The following is a 14854-nucleotide window of genomic DNA, read 5'->3' on the forward strand; positions in this document are numbered from 1 at the left end:
AGAGACCCCAAACCATGTGCGGCGACCCTCTCCCAGCGACCGCCGCGCCACCCTAGCCAAAGAGGGCGCACCGGCAGGGACACCAGTTACAAGCCTCAACTATCCTATCAGCTTCGGCTTCCCGGGCGACATCCTGAATCCGGTGCTGTCCGGCACGTTCCGCTCGGTGGTCTTCATCGGCGGGAGCACCGGCTTCCCCAACTCCATGTATTTCGACAATTTCGTCGTGACCTTCACGCCCGGGACCGCGGTGCCGGCGCCGGGCGCGCTCCTGCTGATGGGCGTCGGCCTGCTGGGGCTCGGCCTCGTCCGACGGGGCTCCGCTGCGCCAGCGCGCGCCTGAGGCGCGACCGGCCCGCCGCCCGGGCCGCGCGGCGGCGGGCCGAATGTTGACCTCGCGCCCTGTGCTTGCTGCCATCCGGTTCCGTCACCGTGAACCGGAGGAACCGCCATGCGAGCCTGGGCCGTCGTCGAAACCGGCAAGCCGCTTCAGGAACTCGAACTCCCGACGCCCGAGCCGACCGGCAAGCAGGTGCTGCTCGAGGTCACCCATGCCGGCGTCTGCCATTCCGACCTGCACATCTGGGAAGGCGAGTACGACCTCGGCAGCCGCGGCAAGATGCGCCTGCAGGACCGCGGCGTGACGCTGCCGCTCGCCATGGGCCACGAGATCGTCGGCAAGGTGGTGAAATGGGGGCCGGAGGCGAACGGCGCCGGGCTCAAGGTCGGCGACCACATGATCGTCTTCCCCTGGGTCGGCTGCGGCACCTGCGAGAAGTGCCGCGCCGACGAGGACAACATGTGCCTCACCCCGCGCAGCCTCGGCGTCTACCAGAATGGCGGCTACGCGACGCATGTGCTGGCGCCCGAGCCGCGGCACCTGGTGCCGGTCGGCAGCCTCGACCCCTCGCTCGCCGCCACCTATGCCTGCTCGGGCATCACCGTCTTCAGCGCCATCAACAAGGTGATGCCCATGGCGCCGGACGACCCGATCGTGCTGGTCGGCGCGGGCGGCCTCGGGCTGAACGCCATCGCGGTGCTCAAGGCCAAGGGGCACCGGCGCATCCTGGTGGTGGACGTGGCGCAGGCGAAGCTCGATGCCGCCCGGGCCGAGGGGGCGACCGACACCGTGCTCGCCGATGGCCCCGACACGGCGAAGAAGATCATCGCCGCGGCGGGTGGGCCGGTCGGGGCCATCGTGGACCTCGTGAACGGCACCGACACCTCGCGCTTCAGCTTCGATGCGCTGCGCAAGGGCGGCAAGCTGATCCAGGTCGGCCTGTTCGGCGGGGAGATGAACATCCCGCTGCCGCTGGTGCCGATCCGCGCGCTGACGATCCAGGGCTCCTATGTCGGCAACGTCAAGGATCTGCGCGAACTCGTGGCCATCGCACAATCCGGCCGGCTGCCGGCCATCCCGATCACCAACATGCCGCTGAACCAGGCCGATGCCGCGCTGAACCGGCTGAAGGACGGCAAGGTGGTCGGCCGCATCGTGCTGACGGCCCAGGCGGCGTGATGCCGGGGCGGGGCATGGGCCCCGCCCTCGTTGCTGCGGGGCCTCGCGCGCGCGGTGCCGCGCGTCAGCGCACCGGGTAGGGGGCGCCCGTCACAGGGTCGCGCCCCGGGTCCGGCGTGGCGGCGATGGCGCGCAAGGCGCGCTGGCGTTCCTCCGGCGCGCCGTGCAACTGGTCCGGCGGGGCCGAACCCTCGGGGTAGGCACCGACCACCAGCAGCCCTTCGGCCCCGAGGTTGCGATGGCCTGTTCCGGCGGGCAGCACGACCACGTCCCCCGCGGCGAGGTCGAGCTGCACGCCGCCCTCGCCGCCGAGCTGCACGCGCACATGGCCCGAGACCACGGCCAGCGCCTCATGCGCGTTGGAATGGTAGTGGTGCCAGCCATGGATGCCGTTCCGCCAGGCCGGCCGCCAGCCATGGGCGCGGAACAGGGCCTCCGCCCCCTCTGCGTCGCCGACCGCAAGGGCGGCGCGGTGCAGCAGCACGGGCAGGCGCGGATTGTTCGGGATGGCGCCGCCGTCGGGGAGAAACAGAAGCTCCGCGCCGTCCTTCCTGTGCTCGTGCATCGCCTGCCTTCCTTGCCGGTGGAAAACGCCTTCCCCATGATGGCGATGAAGGGAAGGACCGCCACCATGACCGACATCAAGCCGCTGCGCGATTTCATCCGCGACATGACGCGCCTCGCCGACGAGGGGGCGGGCGAGCAGCGCTTCCTGACCGAAGGTGCCGCGCTGCTGCGCCGCCTGATCGCGACCGACGACTGGCTGCCCGAGGATTGCGCGGTGCCCGGGCCGCGCTATCGCCAGTACCTCCTGCATTGCGACCCGCTCGAACGCTTCTCCGTCGTCTCCTTCGTCTGGGGGCCGGGGCAGCGGACGCCGGTGCACAACCACACCGTCTGGGGCCTTGTCGGCATGCTGCGCGGGGAGGAGATCTCGACCGAGATGAAGCCCGGCGCGCCGATGACGCCGGGGCAGGTGGACCGGCTGCGCGCCGGCGAGGTCGTCGCGGTCAGCGCCGACACCTACGACATCCATGTGGTCGAGAATGCGCTGCCCGACCGCGCCTCGATCAGCATCCATGTCTATGGCGGCAACATCGGCGCCATCGCCCGCAGCGTCTTCGACCCCGAAACCGGCGCGCAGAAGCGCTTCGTCTCCGGCTATGACAACGCCGCGGTGCCGAACCTCTGGGACCGCAGCCGGGAAATGGCGGCGGCCTGAAACGCGAAAGGGCCGCCCCGGGGCGGGCGGCCCTTCGATCCCCAGCTGTGCGGCGCCTCAGCGCCCGCGCGGGGCCGGCGCCTGCGCCACTTCCTCGAGGCCGCGCGCCGAGGCCCGCGCCACGCCGCCGCGCGGCGAGGTGCCGGCGAACATCCCGCCGCCGCTCGTGTCGGGCCGGTTGTGGATGAAGCCGTAGACCGGATAGACGCGGCCGTAGTTCTCGGCGCTGTGGCCGACCTGCACGCGCACCTGCGTCCAGTCGTTGTTGGGCGAGACGTCGATCACCGAGACGCCGCGCATGATGCTGCCGCGCCGGATGCCCGGCCCGCCCCAGTTGGCGTGGTGGACCAGAACCTCGCGCGGGCCGACCACGCGCTCGACCACAGCGACATGCCCGGACCGCATCCCGCCGGAACCCGGGAAGGCCATCACGGAGCCGACCTCGGGCCGGTTGCCGCGGGCATAGAGGCCGGCGGCGTTGTGCCACCAGTCGCGGCCATTGCCGCTGATCGCCATGCCGGTGGCCTGGCGCGCGTAGGGGACGCAGGAAATCCCGCCGCCACCGGACTGCGCCACGCGGCCGCCGCCGCGCCGCGCCGTCGCCGATGTCTGGCGCTGCGCGGCCGTGCCTCGCGCCGCAGTCTGGTTGCGCTGAGCATTCCGTTGCACGGTCTGGTTGCGTTGCGCGGCGCTGCGCTGGGTCGCATTGGCGGGTTGGCGGGCCGGGGCGGCTGTCCGCGCCGCCGGCTTCGACTCCCGCGCGCCCGGCTGGCGCGCCTGCGCATCGGATGCCGTGATGCCCAAACCCCCGGCCAGAATCACGGCCGCGACAACCGCGCTGAGTGCCTTCATGTGCCCCCGTGCCCCCTGGAAGCCTGTGACGAGGCTCACACCTCGCTCTTCACGAACCGGGTAGCGAAGCCTCGCGGCGGCTGACAACCCGCTCCGCTGTTACATGGCGAAATCCGCTGTGATTCGTCGTGGAGGCCACAACCGAAGGGTGCGGAACAGGACAACCATCCTTGCATTGGGGCGAGAATGGGGCGCGACCACAGTGTTGCGGCCGAAAAGCAACAGCGCCCGGCCGAAACCGGCCGGGCGCTGCGCCAAGAGTCGCTGATTATTTTCCTGCCCGGCAGCGCCGGGAAGGCCCACTCAGCGGCAGGCGGTGACCATGATCTCCACCAGGTGGCGCGGGTCGGCCATGTTGGCCTCCACGCAGGCGCGCGCCGGGGCCATGCCGGCCGGCAACCAGGCGGTCCAGAGCTCGTTCATCGCGCCGCGGTCGCGGATGTCCTTGAGCCAGATCTGGGCGGAGAGCAGCCGCGTCTTGTCGGTGCCGTTGGCCTCCAGCGCCGCGTCGATCTTCGCCAGCACCTCGGCGGTCTGGCCCTTGACGTCCTTCGAGAGGTCGTCGGCGGTCATGCCCGCGAGGAAGACGAAGTTGTGGTACTCGACGGAGCTCGAGAGGATCTGGTTGGTCCCCTGGCGGGTGATCTTGCTCATGCCGGCCGTTCCTTTGCGATCCCGCGCCCGTGGCGCGCTGCGATGGTGCCGCGCCTCCGCCGCGCGGCAACCGCGCGCCTGCCGCGCGCCGCATCGCCGCGCACCGGGCGCGCGGCGGTTCTAGAGGAGAACGGCACTCTCCTCAAACCGGGCCGCGTGGAAGGGAAGCGGCGCCGGCAGCCGGCGCGGCATCGCGGGGCGCCGCGCGCCGCTGCGCCCGCGGGCATGGCGCGCGGGCCTGGTGGGGCGGCCGCGCGCGGAATCACATCCTGCGACCCTGCGGACAAAGGCCGATCCTCTGTCCGCCGGGTATCAGGCGACGCGATAGGTGCTGCCCGAGGCCGCCGCGCCGATCATGGCCTCGAACACCGCGACGCCATGGATCGCCTCCTCCGCCGGCAGCGGATAGGCCGGGCCGCCGGCCACCGCGCGGGCGAAGGCCGCGAGTTCCGCGCGCTCGATGTCCGTCCTCGGATAGTCGCGCACCCAGCCCTCGCCCTCGCGCGGTGCGAAGGCGAGGTGCTCATGGCCGTGCAGCTCGGCGATGCCGTCTGTGCCGAACAGCGCCACGCGCCAGTAGCGCGGGGCGACGGCGAGGGTCGCGAAGGTCGCGGTGGCGCCGCTCTCGAAGCGCATCAGCGCCGCGGTGGTGTCGTCGAGCCCGTTCGTGATCACCCGCGCATGCGACTGCACCGTGACTTCCGCGATGCGGCCGGCGAGGTTGATGAACATGTCCACCATGTGGATGCCCATGCCGCCCATGCCCCCGAGCGGGCTCTCGGCGCGGTCCGCGCGCCACATCCCCGGCGTGTAGGCGAGCGCGCCCGGCCCGCTGAACTGCCCCTCCACATGCAGCAGCGTGCCGAGGCGCCCATCGGCGAGCATCGCCTTCATCTCCGCCACCGCCGGCAGGAAGCGGCGGTTGTGGCCGAGGGCCATCACCACGCCCGCCTCCCGGCAGGCGGCGACCGCGGCCTCGGCGCTCGCCTTGCTCAGCGTGAAGGGCTTCTCGACGAAGACATGCTTGCCCGCGCGCGCCGCGGCGATCACCTGCGCGGCATGCATCCCGTGCGGGGAGGCGATGGCGACCGCCTTGACCGCCGGATCGGCCAGCACGGCCTCGAAATCCGGCAGGATGCGGATGCCCTGGCGCGCGGCCCATTCGGCGGCGCGCTCGGGCCGCCCGGTGCAGCCCGCGACGAAGCGGATGCCGGCCTCGTTGTTCCCCTGCACGCTGTTGACGAGGGTCTGGCCCCAGCGGCCCATGCCGATGATGGCGGTGTCGAGCATTCGAATCTCCTGCAAGGTCAGCGGTTGGCGTGCCCGTCCTGCGGCGGGCCTTCCAGCGCCTCGGCTATGCGCGGCAGGCGCGCGAGGCCCCAGGCCACGGCGAGCAGCGAGAGCGCCACGGCGACGAGGACCGGCCAGCGCAGCCCGAACACCTCCCCCGCCGCGCCGAGGATGAGCGCGCCGAGCGCCGGGCAGGCCCGCGTGATCAGCCCCCAGAGGCTGAGCACGCGCCCGCGCATGGCCGGATCGGAGGCGCTCTGCGCCAGCGTCTGCACGCTGATGCCGTGCACCGAGCCCGCCGCGCCCATCAGCGCCGCGCAGAGCACGCCGAAGGCGAACCAGCCCGTCGCCACGAAGCCTGCCGTGGCGAGCCCGAGCGCGAGCACGCCCAGCACCGCGAGCCGCGTCGTGCCCGCGAGCCGCCCGCGCGCCGCGACGACGAGCCCCGAGACCAGCGCGCCGACGCCGAAGGCCGCGGTGAGCAGCGCGAGCGCCTCCGCGCCGAGGCCGAAGACGCGCTCGACGAAGGGCGGCAGGATCTCCTGCACCCCGCGCAGCAGGATGGCGGCGACGGCGGCGAAGCCGAGGATCGGCCCGAGGCCGGGATGGCGCGCGGCATAGCGCAGCCCGTCCACCATCTCGCCGAAGAGGCTCGCGGTCGCGGCATGGCCGCGCCGCTGCGCCTCGTCCACGCGCAGCATCGGCGTGGTCAGCGTGGCGAAGGCATAGGCCAGCGCGTTCACGGCGATGGGCGGCCAGACGCCGGCGACCGCGATCAGCGGTCCGGCCAGCGCCGGGCCGATGAAGCGCGCGACGTTGAAGGTCAGCGAGTTCAGCGCCACCGCCGCCGGCAGGTCGGCGCGCGGCACGAGGCCCGGCATGAGCGACTGCCGCGCCGGCTGCGCGAAGGAGGCGGCGATGCCGCCGAGCACCTCGAGCACCAGCAGGATGCCGATCGTCATCCACCCGGCCGCGACCAGCAGGGCGATGGCGGCCGCGTTCAGCCCGATGGCGGCCTGCGCGAGCATGGTCATGCGCAGCCGGTCGGCCCGGTCCGCGACCGCCCCGGCGAGCGGGCTGAACACGACGGCCGGGGCGAGGTCGCAGAAGGCCACGACGCCGACCCAGAAGGCGCTGCCCGTCAGTTCCCAGGCGAGCCAGGAGACCGCGATGCGGTGCATCCAGAGCCCGGTCCAGGCGGTCAGGGAGGCGCCGAAGAAGATCCTCGCATTGCGGTGGGAAAGGGCGCGGCCGAGGGTGGAGAAGGCAGCCATCGCGCGGGCTGCGCCGCGCTCAGGCCCCGCTCCGGCGCGCCGGCGCGCGGCGGTCCTGCGGGCGCGGGCCCGCCGTGTTGGCGCGGATGCAGTCGCGGATCAGCTCCTCGCGCAACTGGCGGCGCTGGAAGGCGTCGGACTGCACGCGCAGGGAGGGGATGGTGTTGGTCTGGTCGGTCTGGCCGAGTTCGCGGTCCAGGCGCGCATCCTGGCCGCGCTCGCGGAAGTTCACGGCGCGCTCGGCCTCGGCCTCGCAGGCGCTGCGCAGCGCGGCCTCGGCGCCGGCCCCGGGGGCGGGGCGGGGCGCGGGGGCGGGATCGGCGCCGGCGCAGGCGGCGAGCAGGACGATAAGGGGCGCCAGGCGGATCATGGGGATACTCCGGAGGGAATCGGGCGCGACAATAGGCGTCTCAGGGCCGTTTCGTCGAACCGCGCGGCCGCGTCCAGGGGCATGGCGGCGGCCGCGCGCAGCAGGGCGGGATCGAGATCCATGCCCGTGGGCGTGAGGCGGTAGAGCCCCGCGAGCCAGCGCGCGCGCGTCATCACCTCGATGAGGGCGAGCAGGCGCAGGCAGGTGGCGAGGCCCGAGAGGGTGCCAAGGTCGTGCCCGGCATCCACCGCCTCCGCCCAACAGGCGGCATCCGCGTCGGCGAGCAGGAGTTCCTGCGCCTGCCCGTCCGCCCGGCGGAACAGCAGGCGGCGGGGCGGGCCCCAGCGCTCGGCGGTGGCGGCGGCGCGCGCGGCCTCCCAGGCGGCTTCGAGGTCGCGCGGGGCGACCGGGGGCAGGGCCTCGGGCGGGCAGGGGATGGCGTAGGTCAGCGCCCCGTCCGGGGCGCGCGCGACCCGGATCGGGGTGGGCATGGAGCGTTTGTGGCGCGGTGCGGGCGGCGGCGCCAGTTCCTTCGGCGCGGGGCAGGCCTGCCGAAACGATGACGGCGCCCGGAGGCGCCGTCAGGATTCCTGGCACGGTCTCGTCAGGCGCGCGGCCGGCGCGCCCCTGAGCGTGCTACGCCGCGCGGCGCCGCAGGGCGAGGCCGAGGCCGGCGAGGGCGACGCCGAACAGGGCGAGCGAGGCGGGCACGGGGACGGGAATGCCCTGGCCGCCCAGGCGCACCTGCTTCACTTCGATGAAGAGTGCGGCGTTGGCTTGCTTCGGATCGGTCGGATCCGGGGCGGTGAAGCTCACCGAGTTGAAGGCCTCTCCCGTAATGGTGAAGAAGTTCGAACCGTTCCCGAGCGCGAAAGTGTAGGGCCCCAGCCCGCTGTTGGGATCGGCGCTGAAGGTGATCGACGCCGTCGCGTTGTTGGTGTTCTGGATGTCGATGATCATCTTCGAGAAGGTGGCGCCCGCGGCGGCGAGCGAGACGGTGAGCTGGTTGATGATCTTGTCGACCGCCTCGAGCGTCGCCTGGCCACCACTGATCACCAGCTGGTCGGTCGTGCTGGAGAAGTTGACGATCGTGCTCTGGCTGGACTGGAGGCAGCCCTGCACCGTGGAGGCGGGGCCAGTGGTGGTCCCGCTGCAGGGATTGGAGACGACGTTGTCAACGTCGCCGCTGCCGCCGACGATGCCAGTCTGAACGATGAACGCAGCCTGCGCCCCGGTCGGCGCGAATGCGCTGCCGAGGGCCAAGGGCGCTGAGAGGAACACCGCCTTCATCCAGTTGGTCATGTCCGGCTCCTTTACTGGCCGCTGGCTCGATGGGGGCGAGGCAGTCGGCTGGGGGTTAGCGGATCAAGCGAAGCAGGAACCATGCCAGGAGAAGGCAGGAGCAAAAACAACCGCGAAAACAATGGATTAGGCAGGCGTGTTACTTGCGGCGTGACAACGATCACGCGGGCGTGTCAGGAACTCTGACACCTGCTACGAAACCGTGGCGTGAGAAACCCTCAAGGGCATTCGCGGGCGCTGCACGGCTACTGCCGCGGCGCCGCCCATCCGCTTACCGCAGGACGATCTCCACGCGTCTGTTCTGCGGCTCGCGAGTGTTGTCCGGTGTCGGGACCATCGGCTGGGTCTGGCCGAGGCCGCGGGTGACGATCTCGTGGCGCGGCACGCCGAGGCGGACCAGTTCGGCGGCGACGGCGGCGGCGCGGCGCTCGGACAGGCCCTGGTTGTAGCGGGCCGGGCCGGAGGTGTCGGTGTGGCCGTTCACCTCGATGCGGGTGAGCGGCTGCGTGGTGCGCGCCTGCGCGGCTTCCACCTCCGCGGACGCTACCCCTTGCCACTGTTTCCGCTCAACCCGCGGTGCCGAGCGCTGGCCCTTTCCCAATCATCGTGTCGAGGTGGCACTCGATTGCGCAGCGCGGGTCGCGAGGCTTGCGAATCGCCGGTTCGATCCATGAGCCACGGCGATCGCGGCGCAGCTGACGCGCAAGGCCTCATGGCACGCGGCGAGAGGCAGGACAGCCGCACCGGATCCTGTCCGCCGCGACGTATCGGCAGCTGGCTACGCGTGCTTGCAAACCGACCTGTGAGGCGGCACACGTCGTGCTGCCGCCGCGGTGTGCTCTCGTCGCCGTGCTCGTTGTCAGCGCGGATTCCGATGCAGCGCGTCGGCTCGATCGGCGCGGCTGCCGTAGCACCTTGTCGGCATGGCCTGAATGTTGTGAGAGGGAGGTTATCAGGTCATGCCGAGCTTCAGGGATCCCTCAGGAACGGGATCGTCCACAGCATCGGCAGGCACCCGCCGGAAAGCACGGGGACGGCGGTCGAGTTCAGCACCGGTCTGGACCATCGACTGACACGCTTCAGCGAAGCGGCCAGGTTCGCTTGGTCAACGGCGAAAGGAAGCATTATGACGCTATCGCGCGTGGAGCAGCGAGCTGGTGCGGCGTCGGAATAGGCCGCATGACACAGGGCTACATCGTACTCGCGACCGGCGATCCGAAGTACCTGGACATGGCGGTGAATCTCGCCGCCTCGATCCGTGTGAACGATCCGCGGCGCAAGACCTGCCTCGTCTGCGACAGGGTCGCCGCGCTTCCTCGCGGGGCGGACCAGGTCTTCGACGATGTCGTGCGGATGGAGCAGGACCGCCGCTACCCGCATGTCATGGAGAAGATCCGCGTCTTCGCGCGCTCACCCTACGATTCCACGATGTTCGTGGACGCCGACTGCCTGCTCGCCAAGGACGACGTGGACCACTGGTGGAGGGCATGCGAAGCGCGGCCCTTCTCGATCACCGGTTTTCCGCGCCGCAGCGGCGAGTGGAAGGGTGTGGACATCGCCAGGGTCCTCGCCGCCGAAGGCGCGGACTACCTGATCCAGATGAATGCCGGCGTCTTCCATTTCGATCGTTCGGAAGGAAGCCGCGCCTTCTTCGCGGGGCTCGAGCGCTACTACCTAGACCGCATGGACGCGCTTCGCATCACCAACTACCGCGGTCCGCGAAGCCATTCCTTCGAGCTCGTCCTCGGCCTCTACATGGGCCTGCAACGCATGAACTGCGAGAACGTGCCCAATGTCGGGGAGAACTCCTGGATGGTTTCCACCTGGTGTGCGGTCTGGTGCGACATCGAGCCCGAGACGAAGCGCTGCATCATCTGGAAGGGGGCGAACCATCTCTTTGGCCTGCCCTTCCTGCCGATGAGGATCGACCGTCTGTCACCGACCTTCCCGCATTTCGTGGGGCTCAAGCCGGCCCGGTTGTACAACCGCCTCGCCGCCTTCTACCGGCAGCGCGCCGGCCTCTGAGGGCCGGCGACGTCGAGCCTACACCCTCTTCTCGAAATACACGCGCCGGTGGCCGGCCTCGCTGCCGCGATGCGTCTCGGTGAAGCCGAGCCGCGGATACATCGCGACGTTCTCGACCATCTTCTCGTTGGTGTAGAGGCGCAGCCGCGCATAGCCGCGGCGCCGAGCCTCGGCCTCGGTGAAGGTGATCAGCCGGCGGCCGATGCCCTTGCCCTGCGCCTCGGGGGCGATGGCGATGTTGTAGAGCAGCAGCGCCCCGGGCTCGTCCTCGAGGATCAGCGCGCCGAGGAGCGCGCCATCCTCCTCCAGCACCCAGGCCTCGCCGGCCGCGATGCGCGCGGCGTAGTCGTCGAGCATCGGCGCCGGCTCGCGCCCCAGGCGCGGGATGTACTTGGCATAGGCGGCGCGGACGAGGGCGCGAAGGGCCTCCGCCTCCCCGGGCCTTGCACGCCGGGGCTCGTTCACCGGTTCCGCGGCAGCCGCCGCGCCAGCACGTCGAGCACCGCCATGCGGCAGGCGACACCCATCTCCACCTGCTCCCCGATCACGCTGCGCGTCGGGTGGTCGGCGATGGCGCTGTCGATCTCCACGCCGCGGTTCATCGGGCCGGGATGCATCACGATGCTGTCCGGCTTCGCATGGGCGAGCTTCTCCGCATCCAGCCCGTAGAAGCGGAAGAACTCCCGCGCGGAGGGAACGAGGCCGCCGGACATGCGTTCGCGCTGCAGGCGCAGCATCATCACCACGTCGGCGTCCTTCAGCCCCGCCTTCATGTCGTGGAACACCTCGACGCCGAGCCGAGCGGCATCGGCCGGGATCAGCGTGGGCGGGCCGACGATCCGCACGCGGCTGCCCATGGTGGTCAGCAGGTGGATGTTGGACCGCGCCACGCGCGAATGGGCGATGTCGCCGCAGATCGCGACGACCAGCCCCTCGAGCCGTCCCTTGTGGCGGCGGATGGTCAGCGCGTCGAGCAGGGCCTGGGTCGGGTGCTCATGCGTGCCGTCGCCGGCATTGATGACCGCCGCATCCACCTTCTGGCTCAGCAGGGCGGGGGCGCCTGACTGCCCGTGGCGGACCACCAGCAGGTCGCATTGCATGGCGTTGAGCGTCGAGGCGGTGTCGAGCAGCGTCTCGCCCTTGTTCACGCTGCTGGTGCTGACGGACATGTTGATCACGTCCGCGCCCAGCCGCTTGCCGGCGAGTTCGAAACTGGTGCGGGTGCGCGTGCTGTCCTCGAAGAACAGGTTGATCAGCGTGCGGCCCTTCAGCAGGTCGCGCTGCGTCTTCCCGCTGCGGTTCAGCAGCACGTAGGATTCCGCGAGGTCGAGCAGGTCCGCGATGTGCGGCGGCTCCAGGCCCTCGATGGCGAGCAGGTGTCTGGACGGATGGGGCACGGGCGGAGGTTACCGCCGCCCGCGGGATTCGGCCAGCAGGGGCCGGGGCGCTCAGCGCGGCTCGCCGATCCCGAGGCGTCGCGCGATCTCGCCGGCGAGCTCGGCCTGCGCGGCGGCGTCCGCGCGCTCGTTCAGGACCAGCGACCCGCCATCCGCCCATCGCAGGATCACCTGCCATCCGAAGAGGGGGCCGAAATGGTTGCGCCGCAGCTCCACCCGGCTCAGCGAGCCGGGCTCGAGCCGCCGTTCGGTTGCCGCGAAGGGCGTCCGGGTCTCGAGCCGCACGCTGCCATCGGCGCCGAGCACCAGCCGCGTGATCGGCCTGAGGACCAAGGCGGAGGCGAAGAACGCCGCCACCGCCCAGATCACCGCAAGGGCGAGCCAGTCGCCCCAGGCCATGGCCGGCGCGCCGGGGTCGGGCCGGGCGATCCCGATGCTCACCAGCGCGGCGAAGCCCACCGCCGCGAGGCCGACGGCCCAGAAGAGCACGGGCACGAAGCGGGATCGCACCACCTCGTCGCCCGCCGAGGCCGGGCGGCCTCCAGTCAGGTCGCGCATGCCCTGCCGCATCGGTCCGGTTTCCTCGGTTCGGAACGGGATGGAAGGGTCACGCCGGGCGCGAGGCATCGAGCGCGGCCTGCAGCATCCAGGCCGCCGCTGCCCGGTCCACCGCGCCGGCGCGCCTGGCCCGTGTCAGGTCCGCCTCCTCGATCAGCATGCGGTTCACCGCGGCCGAGGACATGCGCTCGTCGAACATCGCGCAGGGCAGGCCGGTGGCGTCCGAGATCGCCCGCGCCCAGTCCCGGGCGGCCTGCGCCGCCGGGCCCATGGTGCCGTCCATCGAGAGCGGCAGGCCGACCACGAGGCCGCCGGCGCCCTCCTTGCGGGCGATGGCCGCGATCTCGGCGGCATTGGCGGCGAGTTTCCCGCGCTTCAGGCTGCCATAGGGGCTCGCCAGCATCAGCGTGACGTCGGAGAGCGCGACGCCGATCGCCTTCGCCCCCGGATCGAGGCCGATCAGCCGGGCGTGGCGGGGCAGGGCGGCGCGCAACTCCTTCAGGTTGATGACGGGCATGGCCGGCCTTATGGTCCGCCGCCCGTTTCCCTGGAAGACCTGACGATGTCCCTCGATACCGCCACCGTGCGGCGCGTCGCCGCCCTTGCCCGCATCCGCCTGCCCGAGGAGGAGGTTGCCCGCGTGCAGGCCGAGCTGAACGGCATCCTCGGCTGGATCGAGCAGTTGCAGGCGGTGGATACCGAGGGCGTCGAGCCCATGGCGGGCGGCACGCCCGAGGGGATCGCGGCCATGCCGATGCGGGAGGATTTGGTGACGGATGGCGGCATCGCGGAGAAGATCCTCGCCAATGCCCCCGACCGCGAGGGCGCGTATTTCGGCGTGCCGAAGGTGGTCGAGTGATGCACCCGACCGAGTTCACCATCGCCGGCGCGGCCGCCGCCCTGGCCGAGGGCGCCATCTCGGCCGAGGAACTGACGCGCGCCCATGTCGAGGCGATCGAGGCGCTCGACGGGCGGATCAACGCCTTCATCACCCGCACGCCCGAACAGGCGCTGGAGGCCGCGCGCGCCTCGGATGCGCGGCGGCGGCGGGGCGAGGCCGGGCCGCTCGAGGGCATCCCGCTCGCCATCAAGGACCTCTTCTGCACCGAGGGGGTGCAGACCACGGCCGGGTCGAGGATCCTCGGCGGCTTCATCCCGCCCTATGAGAGCACGGTCACGGCGAACCTCAGGCGCGACGGGGCGGTGTTCCTGGGCAAGGCGAATCTCGACGAGTTCGCCATGGGCTCGTCGAACCTGACCTCGGCCTATGGCGGGGTGCTGAACCCCTGGAGCCGGCGCAACGACCCCGAGGCGCGGCTGGTGCCGGGCGGCTCCTCCGGCGGCTCGGCGGCGGCGGTGGCGGCGCGCATGGCGCTCGGCGCGACGGGGACGGACACCGGCGGCTCGATCCGCCAGCCGGCGGCCTTCTGCGGCATCGCGGGCATCAAGCCGACCTACGGGCGATGCTCGCGCTACGGCATCGTGGCCTTCGCCTCCTCGCTCGACCAGGCGGGGCCCTTCGCGCGCACGGTCGAGGATTGCGCGATCCTGCTGCGCTCCATGGCGGGGCACGACCCGAAGGATTCGACCAGCGCCGACCGGCCGGTGCCCGACTTCGCGGCGGCCTGCGGACGGTCGGTGAAGGGGCTCAGGATCGGCGTGCCGAAGGAATACCGGCTCGACGGCACGCCGCCTGAGATCGAGCGGCTGTGGCGCCAGGGGCTCGAGTGGCTGCGCGAGGCGGGGGCGGAGATCGTGGACATCTCCCTGCCGCACACGAAATACGCGCTGCCGACCTACTACATCGTCGCGCCCGCCGAGGCGTCGTCCAACCTCGCGCGCTATGACGGGGTGCGCTTCGGCCTGCGGGTGGCGGAGAAGGGCTCCGACCTGCGCGACCTCTATGAGCGCACGCGCGCGGCGGGCTTCGGCGCCGAGGTGCGCCGGCGCATCATGATCGGCACCTATGTGCTGAGCGCGGGCTACTACGATGCCTACTACCTGAAGGCGCAGAAGGTGCGGGCGCTGATCGCGCGCGATTTCCGCGAGGCCTGGGCGAAGGTGGACGCCATCCTCACCCCGGCGACGCCCTCCGCCGCCTTCGCCGAGGGCGAGAACACCGACGACCCGATCAAGATGTATCTGAACGACGTCTTCACCGTGACCGCGAACCTCGCCGGGCTGCCGGGGCTGGCGGTGCCGGCGGGGCTGGACCCGCAGGGGCTGCCGCTCGGGCTGCAGGTGATCGGCCGGCCCTTCGACGAGGAGACGGTCTTCGCGGTGGGGGCGGCGATCGAGCGTGCCGCCGGGTTCAAGGCGCTGCCCGCGATCCGCGCCGGCGTGCCGGGCTGACCACCCCGCAGGCGGTGTAAGGAAATCCGACACGCCCCG

Annotated in this window: 18 protein-coding genes and 1 pseudogene; 6 read left to right on the forward strand and 13 right to left on the reverse strand. The window is 71.6% G+C overall.

Annotated elements, in window-relative coordinates; all coding sequences use genetic code 11:
• The first annotated feature begins 142 nt into the window (after nucleotides 1–142).
• Both FHS88_RS20890 and FHS88_RS15165 read left to right on the forward strand, forming a co-directional pair.
• A complete protein-coding gene (locus FHS88_RS20890) occupies nucleotides 143–343 on the forward strand; it encodes a PEP-CTERM sorting domain-containing protein (protein ID WP_338146598.1) in 201 nt (66 codons plus the stop codon).
• A gap of 108 nt (nucleotides 344–451) precedes the next feature.
• Nucleotides 452–1519 (forward strand): alcohol dehydrogenase, encoded by a 1068-nt coding sequence (locus tag FHS88_RS15165; protein ID WP_184486316.1) that lies wholly within the window; start codon nucleotides 452–454, stop codon nucleotides 1517–1519.
• A gap of 64 nt (nucleotides 1520–1583) precedes the next feature.
• Here the strand turns inward: FHS88_RS15165 and FHS88_RS15170 are convergent, their stop codons facing one another.
• Nucleotides 1584–2084 carry a cupin domain-containing protein gene (locus tag FHS88_RS15170; protein WP_184486317.1) on the reverse strand — a complete coding sequence of 167 codons (501 nt, stop codon included), beginning with the start codon at nucleotides 2082–2084 and terminating at the stop codon, nucleotides 1584–1586.
• Nucleotides 2085–2129: 45 nt separating this feature from the next.
• Here FHS88_RS15170 and FHS88_RS15175 point away from each other — a divergent pair, with 45 nt between their 5' ends.
• Nucleotides 2130–2741, forward strand: coding sequence for a cysteine dioxygenase family protein (locus FHS88_RS15175; RefSeq protein WP_272872836.1), 612 nt, complete (start codon nucleotides 2130–2132; stop codon nucleotides 2739–2741).
• Nucleotides 2742–2798: 57 nt separating this feature from the next.
• Here the strand turns inward: FHS88_RS15175 and FHS88_RS21110 are convergent, their stop codons facing one another.
• The 8 genes and pseudogenes from FHS88_RS21110 to FHS88_RS15215 all read right to left on the reverse strand — a co-directional run.
• Nucleotides 2799–3593, reverse strand: a complete 795-nt coding sequence (locus FHS88_RS21110) for a CHAP domain-containing protein (protein WP_184486318.1) — start codon at nucleotides 3591–3593, stop codon at nucleotides 2799–2801.
• A 303-nt stretch (nucleotides 3594–3896) separates the two neighbouring features.
• A complete protein-coding gene (locus tag FHS88_RS15185; protein ID WP_184486319.1) occupies nucleotides 3897–4247 on the reverse strand; it encodes a RidA family protein in 351 nt (116 codons plus the stop codon).
• 312 nt (nucleotides 4248–4559) lie between these two features.
• Nucleotides 4560–5537, reverse strand: coding sequence for a Gfo/Idh/MocA family protein (locus FHS88_RS15190; protein WP_184486320.1), 978 nt, complete (start codon nucleotides 5535–5537; stop codon nucleotides 4560–4562).
• A 17-nt stretch (nucleotides 5538–5554) separates the two neighbouring features.
• A complete protein-coding gene (locus tag FHS88_RS15195) occupies nucleotides 5555–6811 on the reverse strand; it encodes an MFS transporter (RefSeq protein WP_184486321.1) in 1257 nt (418 codons plus the stop codon).
• A 19-nt stretch (nucleotides 6812–6830) separates the two neighbouring features.
• The gene (locus tag FHS88_RS15200) at nucleotides 6831–7181 is read right to left on the reverse strand and encodes a hypothetical protein (protein ID WP_184486322.1); all 351 of its coding nucleotides are present in this window, start codon (nucleotides 7179–7181) and stop codon (nucleotides 6831–6833) included.
• On the reverse strand, nucleotides 7178–7672 hold the full coding sequence (locus FHS88_RS15205; RefSeq protein WP_246420054.1) for a hypothetical protein: 495 nt from the start codon (nucleotides 7670–7672) through the stop codon (nucleotides 7178–7180). The genes FHS88_RS15200 and FHS88_RS15205 overlap by 4 nt, the downstream gene beginning before the upstream one ends.
• Before the next feature lie 145 nt (nucleotides 7673–7817).
• Entirely contained in the window at nucleotides 7818–8483 is a 666-nt protein-coding gene (locus FHS88_RS15210) for a PEP-CTERM sorting domain-containing protein (RefSeq protein ID WP_184486323.1), read from the reverse strand.
• A 271-nt stretch (nucleotides 8484–8754) separates the two neighbouring features.
• Nucleotides 8755–9012, reverse strand: a pseudogene (locus FHS88_RS15215) (OmpA family protein); the annotation flags it as partial.
• 650 nt (nucleotides 9013–9662) lie between these two features.
• Here FHS88_RS15215 and FHS88_RS15220 point away from each other — a divergent pair.
• Nucleotides 9663–10508: a glycosyltransferase family protein gene (locus FHS88_RS15220; RefSeq protein WP_184486325.1), complete on the forward strand. Its 846-nt coding sequence runs from the start codon at nucleotides 9663–9665 to the stop codon at nucleotides 10506–10508.
• Nucleotides 10509–10526: 18 nt separating this feature from the next.
• Here the strand turns inward: FHS88_RS15220 and FHS88_RS15225 are convergent, their stop codons facing one another.
• The 4 genes from FHS88_RS15225 to ruvX are packed head-to-tail and all read right to left on the reverse strand — an operon-like array spanning nucleotide 10527 to nucleotide 12980.
• Entirely contained in the window at nucleotides 10527–10973 is a 447-nt protein-coding gene (locus FHS88_RS15225) for a GNAT family N-acetyltransferase (RefSeq protein ID WP_184486326.1), read from the reverse strand.
• Nucleotides 10970–11905 carry an aspartate carbamoyltransferase catalytic subunit gene (locus tag FHS88_RS15230; RefSeq protein ID WP_184486327.1) on the reverse strand — a complete coding sequence of 312 codons (936 nt, stop codon included), beginning with the start codon at nucleotides 11903–11905 and terminating at the stop codon, nucleotides 10970–10972. Before FHS88_RS15230 ends, FHS88_RS15225 begins: the two co-directional genes overlap by 4 nt.
• 51 nt (nucleotides 11906–11956) lie before the next feature.
• Entirely contained in the window at nucleotides 11957–12463 is a 507-nt protein-coding gene (locus tag FHS88_RS15235; RefSeq protein ID WP_184486328.1) for a hypothetical protein, read from the reverse strand.
• A gap of 49 nt (nucleotides 12464–12512) precedes the next feature.
• Complete coding sequence (ruvX, locus tag FHS88_RS15240) at nucleotides 12513–12980, reverse strand: Holliday junction resolvase RuvX (protein WP_184486329.1); 468 nt, start codon at nucleotides 12978–12980, stop codon at nucleotides 12513–12515.
• Between the two features lie 45 nt (nucleotides 12981–13025).
• On the opposite strand from ruvX, the gene gatC reads away from it, so the two are divergent.
• Nucleotides 13026–13322 (forward strand): Asp-tRNA(Asn)/Glu-tRNA(Gln) amidotransferase subunit GatC, encoded by a 297-nt coding sequence (gene gatC / locus FHS88_RS15245; RefSeq protein WP_184486330.1) that lies wholly within the window; start codon nucleotides 13026–13028, stop codon nucleotides 13320–13322.
• Complete coding sequence (gatA, locus tag FHS88_RS15250; protein WP_184486331.1) at nucleotides 13322–14815, forward strand: Asp-tRNA(Asn)/Glu-tRNA(Gln) amidotransferase subunit GatA; 1494 nt, start codon at nucleotides 13322–13324, stop codon at nucleotides 14813–14815. Before gatC ends, gatA begins: the two co-directional genes overlap by 1 nt.
• Nucleotides 14816–14854: the final 39 nt, after the last annotated feature.

This window comes from Neoroseomonas alkaliterrae (assembly GCF_014199195.1).
Lineage (GTDB): Bacteria > Pseudomonadota > Alphaproteobacteria > Acetobacterales > Acetobacteraceae > Neoroseomonas > Neoroseomonas alkaliterrae.